At 68.6% G+C, this 14,831-nt stretch carries 13 protein-coding genes; 7 read left to right on the forward strand and 6 right to left on the reverse strand.

Going from position 1 to position 14,831, the window contains the following annotated elements; all coding sequences use genetic code 11:
* Positions 1-3: 3 nt before the first annotated feature.
* Entirely contained in the window at positions 4-405 is a 402-nt protein-coding gene (locus tag DJ018_RS17255; RefSeq protein ID WP_111516225.1) for an NADH:ubiquinone oxidoreductase subunit NDUFA12, read from the reverse strand.
* Positions 406-736: 331 nt separating this feature from the next.
* Here DJ018_RS17255 and DJ018_RS17260 point away from each other — a divergent pair, with 331 nt between their 5' ends.
* Positions 737-3,085 carry a TSCPD domain-containing protein gene (locus DJ018_RS17260; protein ID WP_240609598.1) on the forward strand — a complete coding sequence of 783 codons (2,349 nt, stop codon included), beginning with the start codon at positions 737-739 and terminating at the stop codon, positions 3,083-3,085.
* An 80-nt stretch (positions 3,086-3,165) separates the two neighbouring features.
* Positions 3,166-4,038 (forward strand): pentapeptide repeat-containing protein, encoded by an 873-nt coding sequence (locus tag DJ018_RS17265; protein WP_111516399.1) that lies wholly within the window; start codon positions 3,166-3,168, stop codon positions 4,036-4,038.
* 31 nt (positions 4,039-4,069) lie between these two features.
* Here the strand turns inward: DJ018_RS17265 and aspS are convergent, their stop codons facing one another.
* Positions 4,070-5,857 (reverse strand): aspartate--tRNA ligase, encoded by a 1,788-nt coding sequence (gene aspS / locus DJ018_RS17270; RefSeq protein WP_165842972.1) that lies wholly within the window; start codon positions 5,855-5,857, stop codon positions 4,070-4,072.
* A gap of 94 nt (positions 5,858-5,951) precedes the next feature.
* Between aspS and DJ018_RS17275 the strand changes: the two genes are divergently transcribed.
* Positions 5,952-6,227 carry a hypothetical protein gene (locus tag DJ018_RS17275; protein ID WP_111516228.1) on the forward strand — a complete coding sequence of 92 codons (276 nt, stop codon included), beginning with the start codon at positions 5,952-5,954 and terminating at the stop codon, positions 6,225-6,227.
* A gap of 57 nt (positions 6,228-6,284) precedes the next feature.
* Here the strand turns inward: DJ018_RS17275 and DJ018_RS17280 are convergent, their stop codons facing one another.
* Positions 6,285-6,899: a hypothetical protein gene (locus tag DJ018_RS17280; protein ID WP_133254323.1), complete on the reverse strand. Its 615-nt coding sequence runs from the start codon at positions 6,897-6,899 to the stop codon at positions 6,285-6,287.
* 342 nt (positions 6,900-7,241) lie between these two features.
* On the opposite strand from DJ018_RS17280, the gene DJ018_RS17285 reads away from it, so the two are divergent.
* Entirely contained in the window at positions 7,242-9,893 is a 2,652-nt protein-coding gene (locus DJ018_RS17285; protein WP_205853806.1) for a PAS domain S-box protein, read from the forward strand.
* Positions 9,894-10,011: 118 nt separating this feature from the next.
* Positions 10,012-10,299 (forward strand): DUF6894 family protein, encoded by a 288-nt coding sequence (locus tag DJ018_RS17290; RefSeq protein WP_111516230.1) that lies wholly within the window; start codon positions 10,012-10,014, stop codon positions 10,297-10,299.
* On the opposite strand, the gene DJ018_RS17295 is transcribed toward DJ018_RS17290, so the two are convergent.
* Complete coding sequence (locus tag DJ018_RS17295; protein WP_111516231.1) at positions 10,269-10,499, reverse strand: hypothetical protein; 231 nt, start codon at positions 10,497-10,499, stop codon at positions 10,269-10,271. The genes DJ018_RS17290 and DJ018_RS17295 overlap by 31 nt on opposite strands.
* Positions 10,500-10,618: 119 nt before the next feature.
* Here DJ018_RS17295 and DJ018_RS17300 point away from each other — a divergent pair, with 119 nt between their 5' ends.
* Entirely contained in the window at positions 10,619-11,917 is a 1,299-nt protein-coding gene (locus DJ018_RS17300; RefSeq protein ID WP_205853807.1) for a serine hydrolase domain-containing protein, read from the forward strand.
* Between the two features lie 6 nt (positions 11,918-11,923).
* Here the strand turns inward: DJ018_RS17300 and DJ018_RS17305 are convergent, their stop codons facing one another.
* Together DJ018_RS17305 and DJ018_RS17310 are read right to left on the reverse strand one after the other, a co-directional pair.
* Positions 11,924-12,943 carry an SDR family oxidoreductase gene (locus DJ018_RS17305; protein ID WP_111516232.1) on the reverse strand — a complete coding sequence of 340 codons (1,020 nt, stop codon included), beginning with the start codon at positions 12,941-12,943 and terminating at the stop codon, positions 11,924-11,926.
* 161 nt (positions 12,944-13,104) lie between these two features.
* Complete coding sequence (locus DJ018_RS17310; RefSeq protein WP_111516233.1) at positions 13,105-13,359, reverse strand: DUF378 domain-containing protein; 255 nt, start codon at positions 13,357-13,359, stop codon at positions 13,105-13,107.
* 225 nt (positions 13,360-13,584) lie between these two features.
* Between DJ018_RS17310 and DJ018_RS17315 the strand changes: the two genes are divergently transcribed.
* Positions 13,585-14,811, forward strand: a complete 1,227-nt coding sequence (locus tag DJ018_RS17315) for an alpha/beta fold hydrolase (protein WP_111516234.1) — start codon at positions 13,585-13,587, stop codon at positions 14,809-14,811.
* Positions 14,812-14,831 lie beyond the last annotated feature (20 nt).

Genomic DNA, 14,831 nt, shown 5'->3' on the forward strand with positions numbered 1-14,831 from the left:
CCCTTACTCCGGGGTCCAGGCTTCGTAGTCGCCGGTGGCGCGTTGGCGCTCGCCGCCGCGGGCTAGCGACCCCTTCGGCCGGTAGGCATGGATCGTACCGGACAGGTTCGGCACGTAGTCCTTCTCGAACTTCTTGCGCGGCAGCGGCGCGATGGTCGGCGGCTCGTCGAAGGTGTGGTGCAGCCAGCCATGCCAGTCTGGCCCGACCTTGGAGGCGTCGGCGTAGCCGTTGAAGATCACCCAGCGACGCTTGCGGCCGTCGTAGCTGTCCTTGGTGTCCTTGGCCTCGTAGTACTTGTTGCCGAACTCATCCGTACCCACGAACACGCCGCGCTTGGCGATGGTGAAGTGGATGCCGATGGTGGCGCCGTTCCACCAGGTGAAGATTTTCTTGAGGACCGACACGGGACTGGCTGTTCTCTTGGAAAGAGGGCTGCGAACGCGGGCGGACTATAGGCGGGCGTCGGAGGAGCGTCCAGCCGCGCAGGCGCAAGCTTGAAGAGCCAAGATGTTGGGGACGATCCGCCGCAGCATCACAACATCTATTGCTCCACGTGCAATCCGACGCCTACCCTCCCCTCTCAGGAGTCGGCGCACGGGAAAGGACGCGGCGGAGGTGGGATTCGAAGGCCGGTTGCTGGAGCTGCCCGACCGGCTCGTGGAGGCCCTTGTCCCTGCTCACTGGACCAACGCGCGCGCCGAAGCCTGGATAGATTGGGCAAGGGGAGAGCCGGACTTGCCGCAAGCCGTCGCCGACTACGTCGAGGCCCTAACCCAGGCCGCGCAGGCCAAGGGGCTGGTGAAGGACCTGAGGTCCCGCAGTCGATTCCGTGACCAGCTCACGGAGGCCTTGCTCGCCGGTCGCATCGCGGTCGCCGCGCCGCGCCCAGCCGTGCCGCCGCTCGTGATCGACGCCGCCGATCCAGCCGCGCCGCAGACTCTGCAGGAACTGACTGCGGTGCTGCGCGGACAGCGAGCCGCCGCTGCGGCCGCTGGCGAGGTCGCGCTGCGGCTGCAGGCCGTTATGGATGCCGTGCTTCGCTGCGAAGGCGACGCGGACGCCTGCGCGGACCCAACTCGGAACCTAAGTCTGGCCCGGGCGGCGGAGGCGGCTCGGCTTGCAGGCGCACCTCCCAGCGCCGTGCTGGACGCCGTGGCGCTGGCCCGCGCCGGCGAGAGCCTCTGGCGCGCCGAGCCGCCCACCGTCGCCGATCGCTTGCGTCTGATCGTGGGCGCCGCAAAGGGTCTGACCGGTCCGGTCGCGCAGGAGGCGGCGCTCGCCGCCTGGGCGACAGGCGCCGTGGCCGTTGCGCCGAGCCCTGTCGAAGCGCAGCAACTTGCGGCGGCCGAAGGCGCCTTGCACGGCGGCGTCGACCTGATGGCCTTCTGGTCCGACGAAGCGTTCGACATCGCCGCTTTCGAAACCGCCGTTCAGCTCCTGGCTCGCGCCTTAGCGGCGGCTGCAGACGGCCCCGTGCGGCTAGGCCTCGCCGGGCTGGGCGACTGGCTGGCCGCCCATGGCCTCGACTACGACAGCGAGGCGGGCCGGGAAACGGCGCGGGAGCTCTACAAGGCAGCGGTCGACGCTGTGACCGCCTCGGGAGCTCCGTTGGCAGGCGGTCTTGCGGTGTTCGAGGATCCCGAACTGGCGTTGCGGCTGGGCGCCGGCAGCCTGGCCGCGGCGCCGTTCTCCGGCGCCCTGACCCTGGCCGAGACGGCGGACGGCGAAAGCGTGCGAGTGCTTTCCGAGGCGGCGCTGCGAGGCTTTGCGATCCTCGGGCTCGACGCCGCGGAGATGAGCGGCCGTCTGCTAGGACAGCGCGAGCTGTCGGAGGCGCCGGGCATCGACCACCGAGCGCTGCTGGCCCGAGGCTTCACGGACCACGAGATCGCCGCGGTGGAGGCGGCCCTGCCCTTTGTCAGCCGGCTGCGTGACGCCTTTGCGCCGGCGGTCGTTGGCGAAGGGTTCGTCGGCGACGTGCTCGGGGCATCGCCGGCTCAGATGGCTGATCCGGCGCTGGACGTGCTGGCGTTGGCCGGCTTCTCAGCGGCTGAGATTGCGGCGGCCGAGGCTTATGCCCTCGGTGGCGAAAGCGGTCTGGACGAGGTGCTGACCTCAGAGCAGCGGCGGGTGTTCCGCACGGCCGACGCCGTTGGCGAGCCGGCGCGGCTGGCTATGCTGGCGGCCCTGGCGCCGGTTCTGGCGGTCCCGCCGATGGCCAACGTCATTCTCCCGTGGGACGCGGCGCCGGTCGAGGTCGCCGCCCGGCTGGCCGCGCCCGTTGCTGTGCGCGTGCGTCGGGCCGAAGCGCCTGCCGACCTGAAGCTCGACCTACCCGCCGCCGCCGAAGCGCCGCGGATGCAGCGGGAAAGCGCCTCGCCGCCGCCGGAGCCCCAGGAACGTATCGTCGAGCGGATCGTCGAGCGCGAGCGCACCCGTCGCAAGCTGCCCGACCGCCGGAAGGGGTACATCCAGAAGGCCGCGGTGGGCGGCCACAAGGTCTACATCCACACCGGCGAGTACGACGACGGCGAGCTGGGCGAGATCTTCATCGACATGCACAAGGAAGGCGCCGCCTTCCGCAGCCTGATGAACAACTTCGCGATCGCGATCTCCATCGGCCTGCAATACGGCGTGCCGTTGGACGAGTTCGTGGACGCGTTCGTGTTCACCCGGTTCGATCCGGCCGGGCCGGTCACGGGCAACGACCAGGTGAAGTCGGCCACCTCCATCCTCGACTACATCTTCCGGGAGCTGGGGATCAGCTACCTGGGGCGCAACGACCTGGCGAGCGCTGACCCGGGCGAGCTGAACGCCGACGGGCTCGGGCGCGGCAAAGCGGACGACGGCGCGGCTGTGATGGACGAGCCGCAGCCGGCCTCCAGGTTCATCTCCAAGGGCTTCTCGCGCGGCGCGGCGCCCGACAACCTGGTGTTCCTGCCGGTCAACCGAGCGGCCAACTTCGACGCGGCGGACGTCTGCGCGGCATGCGGCGACATCGCGGTGGTGCGCAAGGGCCAGGCGCTGATCTGCGAGACCTGCGGCACGCGGGCCGGACGGACCGGCGAAGAGCCCGGAAGCTAAGAGTTACCGCGATTTAAGTGGCGAAGCCGACGTGCCGGGCGCACATGGAGAACGACTGTTCGTCTGAAAGCGCCGTGTTCATGTCCCCTCTGTTCCGCGTCCTGCCTGCCGCTCTTGTCGCTCTGGCGATCGCCTCGCCGGCCCTGGCCATGTCTGGCCCGGGCGACAAGGAAGTCGTCCGGCGCAACACCTTTGGCGGCGCCTGCGCCAAGTGCGAGCTGTCCGGCCGCAACCTGCGCGGCGCCGAGTTCATGGGCGCGAACTTCGCCGGTTCGGCCCTGGTCGGGGCCGACATGCGCGAGGCGCGGGTGCTGGCCTCGAACTTCGCGGGCGCGGACCTGTCCCGGGTGAACCTGTCGGACGCCGAGATGGTCGGAGCCAACTTCGCTGGCGCCAACTTGGCCGGAGCCCGCCTGCGGGGCGGCGAGGCCAAGGGCGTGGTGTTCGCCGGCGCGAACCTGGCCAACGCCGACCTCAGCGACGTCGAGGCCATGGGCGCCAACTTCGCCGGCGCCAACCTGACGAACGCCCGACTGAAGAACGCCGCCTTGAACGGCGTCGTGCTGACCGGAGCCGAAGCGCGAGGCTCCGACTTCAGCGACACGGCCCTGAACGGGGCCAACCTGACCGGCGGCCGGTTCAACCGCGCCTCGTTCCGCGACGCCAGCCTGAACGCAGCGGTGCTGTCGCACGGCGACTTCGACGGCGCTGATTTCCGCGACGCCGACCTCAACCATGCCTCGCTGTTCGGCGCGGACCTGTCGCAAGCCCGAGGCTTGCAGCAGGACCAGCTGGACGAGGCCTGCGGCGACAAGTCGACCCGCCTGCCGCCCGGACTGACCGTCCGGTCGTGCCGCGGCCCGGTGCGGGTGATGATCCGCGCCCCGCGGATCCCGGCGCCGCCCGCCATCCCGGCTCCGCCGGCGCCGCCCGTGCCCGTCGCCCGCCGCTAAGGACGGGCGAAGGCGGTCGCCCCCGAGGCCCTTAGGCCTTGATCGGGGGCGCCAGGCGGATGTGCAGCTCCTTGAGCTGCTTCTCGGAGACTTCCGAAGGGGCCTTCATCAGAAGGTCCTCGCCCTGCTGGTTCAGCGGGAAGGCGATCACCTCGCGGATGGCCGTCTCGCCAGCCAGCAGCATGACGATGCGGTCGATGCCGGGCGCCAGGCCGCCGTGCGGCGGGGCGCCATGGCGGAAGGCGTTGAGCATGCCGCCGAACTGCTCCTCCACCACTTCCGGACCGTAGCCGGCGATCTCGAAGGCGCGGACCATGATCTCGGGCAGGTGGTTCCGGATGGCGCCCGAGCACAGCTCATAGCCGTTGCAGACGATGTCGTACTGGTAGGCCAGGATGTCGAGCGGGTCCTTGGTGTTCAGGGCCTCGAGCTCGCCTTGCGGCATGGAGAACGGGTTGTGGGAGAAGTCGACCTTCTTCTCGTCCTCGTTCCACTCGAACATCGGGAAGTCGACGATCCAGACGAACTCGAAGCGGTTCTCGTCCACGAGCTTCAGGTCCGTGCCGACCTTGGTGCGGGCCGAACCGGCGAACTTGTAGAAGACCTTCGGATCGCCGGCGACGAAGAAGGCGGCGTCGCCCTGCTTCATACCGATGGAGGCCATCAGGGCGTCGGTCTTCTCGGCGCCGAGGTTCTTGGCGATCGGGCCGCCCCAGCCGCCCTGGTCCTCGCTCCAGAAGATGTAGCCGAGGCCGGGTTGGCCCTCGCCCTGCGCCCAGGAGTTCATGCGGTCGCAGAAGGCGCGCGAGCCGCCGGTCGGGGCCGGGATGGCCCACACGGCGTTGGCGGCGTTCTCCAGGATCCGGGCGAACAGGCCGAAGCCGCCGCCGCGGAAGTGGTCGGAGACGTCCTGCATCTGGATCGGATTGCGCAGGTCCGGCTTGTCCGAGCCGTACTTGGAGATGGCTTCCCGATAGGGGATGCGCGGGAACGGATAGGGCGTGACCGGCTTGCCGCCGCCGAACTCCTCGAAGACGCCGTGCATGACAGGCTCGATGGCCGCAAACACGTCTTCCTGGGTGACGAAGCTCATCTCCACGTCGAGCTGGTAGAACTCGAGCGAGCGGTCAGCGCGCAGATCCTCGTCGCGGAAGCAGGGCGCGATCTGGAAGTAGCGGTCGAAGCCCGCGACCATCAGCAGCTGCTTGAACTGCTGGGGCGCCTGCGGAAGGGCGTAGAACTTGGACGGGTGCAGACGCGAGGGCACCAGGAAGTCGCGGGCGCCTTCGGGGGAGGACGCCGTCAGGATCGGCGTCTGGTACTCCAGGAAGCCCTGGCCGATCATGCGGTTGCGGATCGACTGGATGACCTTGGAGCGCAGGACGATGTTCCGGTGCAGCGTCTCGCGGCGCAGGTCCAAGAAGCGGTTCTTGAGCCGGATCTCTTCCGGATACTCGGGCTCGCCGAAGACCGGCAGAGCCAGCTCGCCGGCTTCCGACAGCACGTCCACCGTGGCGACCTTCACTTCGATCTCGCCGGTGGGCAGGTTCGGGTTCACGGTCTCGGCCGTGCGGGCCACGACCTCGCCATCCACGCGGATGACGCTTTCAGCGCGCAGGTGCTCGACGATCGCGAAGCCCGGGGTGCCGGGGCTGAGCACCAGCTGGGTGAGGCCATAGTGGTCGCGCAGGTCGATGAAGATCAGCCCGCCGTGGTCGCGCTTGCGATGGATCCAGCCCGACAGGCGAACGGTCTGGCCAGTGTCGGCGGCGCGAAGTTGGCCGCAGGTGTGCGAGCGGTAAGCGTGCATTCTCTTCAGGAAATCGGCTGATTTGGAGGGGCGGAAGGGCGCATGCGGGGCCGTGGATGTCAAGGCGCGGGGCCGATGCGCCAAAGGGCGCGTTGAAGAGCCCATGACCCGCCTCGAAGATCCCGTCGCCGCACGTCTGGCCACCCTGCCCCGCGGCTATTGCGAGGGGATGTTCGAAGGCCGCCGCTGGGGGGTGACGGTGAAAGGCTCGGACGACGGGCGGCGCTGGTGGATCTGGGGCGAGGAGCTGGGCGGTCCGGACCGGATCAGCGGCAATCTTTATGTGCTGGACGGCGGGCGAGCCTTGCTCAAGCCCTGCGAGATGCCGGAGGCCAAGGTGCGCGCGTTCGTCCTCGGGTACGAACCCGAGGGCGCCTGAGGGCGAGCACGGTTTGAAGCTGAAGACATTGCGGGCGGGGCCGAAGCGAAGGCGAGCTTAGCTGCTGTCGCGCCACGACGGCCGGCGCAGGTTCGAGCCCCAGAGGCCGAAGCTGCGTACGAAGTCCTCGTCGGAGAGGCCCGACTGCTTCTGCCGCTCGTGATCAGCCGCGATGCGGTCGGCGCGGTCGGCCAGATGCGCTGGCAGGGCGCCCTCACCGTCCCAGACGCCGAGTTCGTGGCAAAGATCCGCAATCTGCTGCTTGGCGTCCCGGCTGAGAAAGTCATCGCACAGCGACAGCTGCTCGATAGCGTCGCCCAGCACGTCGAGACGGCGTTCGGCGTCCAGGCCGTCGGTTTCGCGCCAGATGGCCCGCTCCACCGCCAGGTTCAGCAAGTCCTTGCGGCGCTCGACGCCAGCCTCCCGCTCAACCTCCGCCGTCTCGCGAGCGGCGGCCTCGGCCGCGCGAGCCTCGCGCGCGGCGTCCCGGACCAGCTTGGCTTCCAAGGCCACGCTTTGCCGCACCGAACGTGTCAGCTTGTGCAGGGCCGAGGCCAGGTCCGCGAAGGCGTCCGGCTCCGGCGTCTCCAGCAGGCGGGCATGGGCCTCGCGCGCGGCGGTAAGACAAAGGTCCGCGACCTCCGCCAGCACACGCCCGTGCCGTTCCGCCATTTCCGCCGCACCATCCACGAACAAAACGAGAACACACCGCGCCGACGGAGTCAAGAATTCGCGACGCCGTTTGGGCTTCCGGCTCAGCTTACGATTTGTCTTTCATTGGGAATAAAGCACCAGCACCCTGGGTGACGCTGGCCGCCTGATGTCCTACAGACGGCTCCCTTCGAACGATCGAAAGGTCAGGCTTTGGCTCGCGATCAGGCGCAAGAGTTTGAGCGTCACCCGCTGGCTGGCGGCGGTGAAGTCGGTGCGTTGATCCGCGCGCATGACTGGGCCTCCACGCCTCTTGGACCGATCAGCACCTGGCCGCAGCCCTTGAAGACGCTCGCAGCGCTGATGCTGACGTCCACGCAGCCGATGTTCATCGCGTGGGGCGAAGACCGGACGCTTCTCTACAATGAAGGCTATGCGGAGATCCTGGCCGCCAAGCACCCCGCTGCGCTGGGGCGCGACCTCCTGGAGGTTTGGGAAGAAATCCGCTCCGACCTGCTCCCGATTGTCGATCAGGCCTACGGCGGCGAGCCGGTCCACATGGCGGACATCGAGCTGTGGATGCTGAGGAAGGGCTTTCTCGAAGAGACCCACTTCGCCTTCTCCTATACGCCGGTGCGCGATGACGCGGGCGTGGTGCGGGGGATCTTCTGCGCCTGCCTGGAGATCACCGAACAGGTGGTGGGAGAACGCCGCCGCCGCGAGGCCGAAGCGGCGTTGCGGGAGCGAGAAGAGCGACTGCGTCACGTCCTGGACGGCATGGCGGAGGGGTTCACCCTGATCGCCCCGGACTTCACGATCCTGGAGCAGAATCCGGAAGCCGCGCGCCGAGGACGGCCGAACGATGAGGTTATCGGGCGCTCGCACTGGGACGTCTACCCGGGCAGCGAAGACTCCGAGTTGGGCCGTTTGCTGAAATCGGCCATGGCGGAGCAGAAGCCGGCGTCTCTGGAACACCGCTACGTCTGGGAAGACGGGCGCCCGCAGTGGCTCGACATGCGGGCCTATCCGACACAGGACGGCTGGCTGGCGGTGTTCTGGCGCGACATCACCGAGCAGAAGCAAGCCGAGGAGCGCCTGCGGGAGAGCGAGGCACGTTTCCGGCTGATGGCCGACGCTGTCCCGCAGATCGTGTGGATCACCGACGGTGAAGGACGAGTCGAGTTCTTCAACAAGCAGTGGTCCGCCTACACGGGCGCGATCTATCACCCGGACACGGCCGCGGAGACGTCGGAGAAGTACGTCCACCCGGACGACGGCGCCGCCACCATGGCCGCCTTCGAAGAGGCGCGGCGGACCGGCGGCGCCTTCCTGGTGGAGCACCGGATCCGCAGCAAGTCGGGCGATTACCGCTGGTTTCTCGTCCGAGCAGAACCCTATCGCGATCCCGCAACGGGCGAGATCACGCGCTGGTTCGGCGCATCGGTGGACATCCACGACCGCAGGGAGGCGGAGGCCCGCCTGCGCGATCTCAACGAGACGCTGGCGACGCAGGTCGCGGAGCGCTCGGCGGAGCGGGACCGGCTGTGGAACCTGTCGCAGGACATGCTCGCCCGGGCCGACTACACCGGCATGATGTCGGCGGTCAGCCCGGCCTGGGCCGATGTGCTGGGCTGGAGCGAGACGGAGCTGCTGTCGCGCGGCTATGCGACGTTCATGCACCCCGAGGACATGCCGCCGACCCTGGAAGCCATCCAGCGGATGTCGGTCACCGGGAAACCGACCCGCTTCGAAAACCGGATCGCCACTCGCGACGGCGGGTACAAGCCGATCGAGTGGACCGTCGCCCCGGAGCCGGATGGGGCGAACTTCATCGCCGTCGGGCGCGACATCAGCGCCGCCCGGGCGCGTGAGGCCGAACTGGTGGCTGCGCAGGACGCCCTGCGCCAGAGCCAGAAGATGGAGGCCATGGGCCAGCTGACCGGCGGCGTGGCGCATGACTTCAACAACCTGCTGATGCCGATCATCGGCGGACTGGACATGCTGCAGCGGCGCGATTTCGGCACCGAGCGCGACCGGCGGCTGATCGATGGGGCCCTGCAGTCCGCCGAGCGGGCCAAAACGCTGGTGCAGCGCCTGCTGGCTTTCGCCCGGCGCCAGCCCTTGCAGGCCACATCCGTGGACCTCAAGCAACTGGTGGCCAACATGGCCGAGCTGGTGGACGCCACCACGGGCCCGAACGTGGATGTGCGCCTGGAGGTGCAGGACGATCTGCCTCCGGCGGAAGCGGACCCGAACCAGCTGGAAATGGCGATCCTCAATCTGGCGGTGAATGCGCGCGACGCCATGCCGGACGGCGGGACGCTGACCATCTCCGCCGAGCGCGGAGCGCCGCCCTCCTCCGCCCGCGCGGCCGGCGGACCACACGGCTATGTGCGGTTGTCTATCGCCGACACCGGAGCGGGCATGGACGAGGAGACTCGGGCCCGCGCGGTGGAGCCGTTCTTTTCCACCAAGGGCGTGGGCAAGGGCACGGGCCTGGGACTTTCCATGGTGCATGGCCTGGCCGCCCAACTGGGCGGGGAACTGACCATCGACAGCGCCCCTGGAGAGGGCGCCACCGTGAGCCTCTGGCTGCCGGTCAGCCAGTCACAGCCGGAAGACGGCGGGCGGGCGGAAATGCCGGCGCCGAGCGAAGGGCCTGTCGGCGCGGCCTTGCTGGTGGACGATGAAGACCTGGTCCGCACCACGACGGCCGACATGCTGGTCCAACTGGGCTTTCAGGTGGTGGAGGCGAACTCTGGGGAGCACGCCTTGTCGCTGATCGCCGGCGGGTTGGTCCCGGACCTGCTGGTGACCGATCACCTGATGCCGGGGATCAACGGAGCGGAGCTGGCGCGGCGCCTTCGCGCGGACCGGCCGGATCTGCCGATCCTGATCGTCTCCGGATACGCCGACGCCGAGGGCCTGCCGACGGACCTTGCCCGGCTGACCAAGCCGTTCCGGAGCGCAGAACTGACGGCGAGCCTGGTGACCCTGGGCGCTCTGGCGAAATAGGTGGAGCGGTCGGGGCGATGGACTTGGCTGACGGCCCGCCCGCCCATTCTAGGCCCCCACGGCGTCATAAATACCAGCGACGTGCGAACCCGGATGCGGCCGGCAGTGTTCTGGGCGGATGCCGCGCTATTTCTTCCACATCGACGACGGCGAAGATGGTCGTGATGTCGATGGCACCGATCTGCCCGACATCCGCGCCGCGAAGGCCGAAGCGGCATCGACCTTAGGGGCGATGTTGATGGATGAAGGCGCCGCCTTCTTCGACCGCGGGGAGTTGAAGGTGACTGTCGAGGATGAGCGCGGGCTGACGCTGTTTGCGCTGGAGATCACCTCCAGCGGCGGGCGGACGGTGCTGGCGCTGACGCGGGACGCCTGTCAGCGGGCCAACGGAACCGGCTGGCGCTGACGCACCTCGCTGCGTGTGGCCTGCATGAGATTGCGGGCGGCCAGCCTGGTGTTCCCGAACCATAGCTCGGCACGAGACGCAGCCCGGAACGGCAGGGCGCCAAACTTCTGCTGAGCGGTTTGCAGGTCGGCGGCGCGGATGGTGCATCCGCAGGTGAAATCGCCCTGCTCGTCGAACGCCTTCACCTTGTAGATCGGCATTTCTCTATCTCCCGTGGAAGAGTTAACACTTTTGATGCCCCAAAAGTTCACCGGCCCGCGGCCTTGACCGTTCCACGACGCGTTTCCAACGTGGCGGAAATCATGGGGGAGACGAGCCGATGACGTGGAAGCTGGCGCGGGTGTTCGGGGGCGCGGCGATGGCCGCGGCGCTGGCGGGTTGGGCCACGGCTCCGATGGCGCAGCCGGTTCCGTCCGCGGTGGCGGCACCGGCCGGCATGAAGGTCGACCCGCAGCGGATCGCCAAGGTCGGCGCCATGCTGCAGTCCTATGTGGACGAGGGGCGGATCGCCGGCGCGGTGGTGGAAATCCGCCAGGACGGCCGGCCGGTCTACTTGCAGGCGGTGGGCTGGCGCGACCGCGAGGCGCGCGATCCGATGCGCCAGGACACTATTTTCCGCATCGCCTCCCAGACCAAGGCGCTGACCAGCGTGGCGATCATGATGCTGATGGAGGACGGCAGGCTGCTGCTGGACGATCCGCTCGGCAAGCACCTGCCGGAATGGTCGAAGACCACGGTCGCGGTGGCGCGGCCGGCGGGCGGCTACGACGTCGTGCCGGCCAAGCGGCCGATCACCATTCGCGACCTGCTGACCCACACCGCCGGGATCTCCTATGGCAGCGGGCCGGCCGAAGGGGCGTGGCGCGAGGCGGGGATCACCGGCTGGTACTTCGCCGACCAGACGACGCCGGTGGCCGCGCAGGTGGCCAAGATGGCGTCCCTGCCCATGGCCGCCCAGCCCGGCGAACAGTTCGTCTATGGCTACAACACCGACATCCTGGGCGTAGTGGTCGAGAAGATCAGCGGCCAGACGCTGGAAGCCTTCCTGAACGAGCGGCTGATCCGGCCGCTCGGGATGAAGGACACCTCGTTCTACCTGCCGCCGGAAAAGGCGAGCCGGCTGGCGGTGGTCTATTCGGCCGGGCCGCAGGGCCTGCAGCGCGCCGCCGATCCGGGCCAGCGGATGGGCGGCGGTCACGTGGGTCAGGGGCATTACCTGAACGGGCCGCGGGTGGCGTTCTCGGGCGGTGCGGGCCTGCTGTCGACGGCGGCCGACTACAGCCGGTTCCTCGAGATGATGCGGCGGGGCGGCGAGCTGGACGGGCGGCGCTACCTCAGCCGCAAGAGCGTCGAGCTGATGACGGTGAACCACCTGGTGAGCGCGCCCTACCCCGATGGCACGGGCTTTGGGCTGGGCTTCCGCATCCTGACGGACCTGGGCAAGAACGGGCGGCCGGGGTCGGTGGGCGAGTTCAGCTGGGGCGGCGCCTACCACAGCAACTACTGGGTCGATCCCAAGGAGCGGCTGACGGTGGCCTACATGATCCAGCTGATCCCGGCGGGGGACCTGGACGACGTCGGCAAGCTGCGGGCGCTGCTCTATCAGTCGCTAAACTAGGGGCGGTCAGCGGGCCAGGGGCGCGGCGCGGCGCAAGCCGGCGCGCAGGGTGCGGGCGGCGATCAGCGCGCCGCCGGCCACCGCGAGGCCCGCCAGGCCCGCGGCCTTGCCCAGGCGCCGAGCGTCGTGGCGCCGCCACTGGCCGGAGACTTCCAGGCCGTCGTCCTTTGTCTGGGTCGGGCGCCAGAGATTTCCGGGGCTGGTGTCGGCGGCCCGGCCGGGGAACTCCATCAGCCGGCTGGCCAGGCCCGTGAACGCTTCCGACAGGCCAGGGGCCAGGCGTGCGCCCGCCAGGGTGGCCAGGCCGAAGGCGCGGCCGGCGACGGTTTCGCGCCGCGGATTGCGGGCCATGCGCAGGCAGGCGCGGGCCACGGCCCGCGGAGGGTAGAGCAGCCAGATCGGCCGCACCGCCTGGCCCGTCTCATTGGCGGCGCGCTGGTAGATGGGGGTGTCGATGGCGGCCGGCAGCACGGTGCAGACCTTCACGCCAGGCGCATCGTGCAGCTCCTGGCGCAGGGCTTCGGACAGGCCCCGGACGGCGAACTTGCTGGCCACGTAAGACGAGGCGTAGGGCTGACCCACCACGCCCAGCACCGAGCTGATGTTGATCAGCACGCCCTTGCCCTGCTGGCGGAAGTGGGTGATGGCGGCGCGCGAGCCGAACATCGCGCCGCCGACGTTGACGTTGATCACCCGCGACAGGGCCTCGGGCGTGGTCTGGTCGATACGGCCGAACTGCATGACGCCGGCGTTGTTGATCCAGACCTCGAAGCCGCCGAACTCGGCCAGAGCCCGGGCGGCGAGCGCCTCCACCTGAGCCGGATCGGAAACGTCGGTGGGCTGGGCTATGGCGCGGGCGCCGGCGCTCTCGCACTCGGTGGCGGCGGCCTGGAGGGCGTCAGCGCCGCGGGCCGCCAGCACCAGGTCGTAGCCTTCCTTGGCGAACAGGCGGGCGGTGGCGCGGCCGGCGCCGCTGGATGCGCCGGTGATCACGGCCACGGGACGACGGGCTTGCGAACGGTCCATTTTGCCTCCGGGTCGGAATAGACAACCGAAGCTCCCACTGCCTATGGCGGTTCCAACAGTGCAGGTCGCAAGCGGCTCCCGCTCAGGGGGCTGTCGAGCATTGAGACGCCGTCAGGAAGTGGCGCGGTCGGAGTGGTTGGCCGACCGCGCCGATCCTCAGGTTACCGCGCCACGTGCGAGTGGGTGTGGCCCGCCTCTGCATGGTCCTCGCCCATGCGAAGCGCCTTAGACCAAGGGAGGATCTGCCAGAGCGCCGAGAGACCGACGAGGGCGTAGATCACCCGCGCGCCGGCGCTTTCGTCGCCTCCGAAAATGTTGGCGACCAGATCCATCTCGTGACCGCCCATGGCCACCAGACCCCAGTTGACGCCGCCGACGATCAAAAGCGCCAGCGTGATGAGATTGAGAGCTTTCATAGACAAGTCCTTGAAGCTGTTGGTACCCGATCATTGGAGCTCATCGACCGTTGTTCCGAGCGCAGAGCTTGCCGCAACGAAGCGCGATTACAGCATTTGATTGATATCGACCACTTGCCGTTCAGACCACAACTTTGAGCCGCAGCTCCACTTGAGCTGAAACCAATATCGGAACGTCGATAGACGGGCGGAGTTGTTGTGCGGGATTCACCCGCAGGCGCTCAGATGACCCTTCTATCGATCATTCGTTTCTTCACGACCTTACTGTCGCTCGCGATCCTGGGCACAGCCGCCTACCTCCTCTGGAGCTGGCAAGACGGCGCGCTTGTGCGGGACGCGACCGGCGACCTGGTCCGAGTTCGGGACGATTGGCGCCTATGGACAGGCCTTGGACTGCTCGCCTGGTCGTTCCTAGGACGTTGGCTGATGGCGCCGTTGCTCGCTCGCAAGGACGAGCGCCGCACCAAGCCTGAGCGTTCAGGCGGGCACGAGATCGCGGGAGCCAGCGGCGCCAAGCTCTACGTGGAGCGGCATGGACGGGCGGACGGCCCGCCGATCATCTTCACCCACGGCTGGGGCATGGACAGCACCTTCTGGTCCTATGCGAAACAGGATCTGGGCGACCGGTTCAGCCTGACGCTTTGGGACCTGCCCGGCCTGGGCAAGAGCCGGGCGGCAGAGGTCAGCCTGCCGGCTTTCGCCGCGGACCTTGCGACGCTGATCGAGCTTTCTGGCCGCCGCCCCGTCGTTCTGGTGGGCCACAGCATCGGCGGCATGACCATCCAAACGCTGCTGCGCGACCGCCCGGAACTGGCCAGCCGTATCGCGGGCGTGGTGTTGCTGAACACGACGCACACAAACCCGATCCGCACCATGGTCCTCAGCGGCTTGCTGAGCGCGCTCCAGAAGCCGCTGATCGAGCCGGCCATGCGGCTCACGAAACTCCTGCACCCGGTGGTCTGGCTGTCGAAGTGGCAGAGCTACCTCAGCGGCTCGTCGCACTTGGCCCACCGCTTTGGCTTCGGGAAGTTCGTGACCCGCAGCCAGCTGGAGCACGTAACGCTTCTGTCGACGCGGAACCCGCCGAAGGTCGAGGCGGCGGGCGACCTGGCGATGCTGCATTGGGACGCCACCGGCGCTGTTCGCAACTTCAATCGTCCCCTGCTGGTGATCGGCGGGGACAAGGACATCGTGACCAAGCTCGAGGCCAACCGGACGATCGCCGAGAGCGCACCCCAGGGCGAACTGAAGGTCATCCAGGGCGTGAACCACCTCGGACCGATGGAGCGTGCGGACCTGTACAACCAGATGATCGCCGACTTCGCGTTGGCCGCTCAGCCTGCGGTTTCGGCCGACATGCCGACCAGCCCCGCCGCATCGCGGCCGGAACCCCTGCCGCGCGAAGCCGACGAACGCCCCTCGCAGAGCCCGACGAGCCGCCGCCCGTTCTGAGCTCAAGTCCGAGCGGAAGC

This window comes from Phenylobacterium deserti, from assembly GCF_003254705.1.
Classification (GTDB): Bacteria; Pseudomonadota; Alphaproteobacteria; order Caulobacterales; family Caulobacteraceae; genus Phenylobacterium; species Phenylobacterium deserti.

Excerpts from the sequence above, each read along its gene's own strand:
- DJ018_RS17280 (WP_133254323.1), bottom strand. The coding sequence starts at position 6,899 with ATGGCGGAACGGCACGGGCGTGTGCTGGCGGAGGTCGCGGACCTTTGT.
- DJ018_RS17300 (WP_205853807.1), top strand. The coding sequence starts at position 10,619 with ATGACGTGGAAGCTGGCGCGGGTGTTCGGGGGCGCGGCGATGGCCGCG.
- DJ018_RS17285 (WP_205853806.1), top strand. The coding sequence starts at position 7,242 with ATGCTGACGTCCACGCAGCCGATGTTCATCGCGTGGGGCGAAGACCGG.
- DJ018_RS17305 (WP_111516232.1), bottom strand. The coding sequence starts at position 12,943 with ATGGACCGTTCGCAAGCCCGTCGTCCCGTGGCCGTGATCACCGGCGCA.
- DJ018_RS17275 (WP_111516228.1), top strand. The coding sequence starts at position 5,952 with ATGACCCGCCTCGAAGATCCCGTCGCCGCACGTCTGGCCACCCTGCCC.
- DJ018_RS17265 (WP_111516399.1), top strand. The coding sequence starts at position 3,166 with ATGTCCCCTCTGTTCCGCGTCCTGCCTGCCGCTCTTGTCGCTCTGGCG.
- DJ018_RS17290 (WP_111516230.1), top strand. The coding sequence starts at position 10,012 with ATGCCGCGCTATTTCTTCCACATCGACGACGGCGAAGATGGTCGTGAT.
- DJ018_RS17295 (WP_111516231.1), bottom strand. The coding sequence starts at position 10,499 with ATGCCGATCTACAAGGTGAAGGCGTTCGACGAGCAGGGCGATTTCACC.
- DJ018_RS17315 (WP_111516234.1), top strand. The coding sequence starts at position 13,585 with ATGACCCTTCTATCGATCATTCGTTTCTTCACGACCTTACTGTCGCTC.
- DJ018_RS17310 (WP_111516233.1), bottom strand. The coding sequence starts at position 13,359 with ATGAAAGCTCTCAATCTCATCACGCTGGCGCTTTTGATCGTCGGCGGC.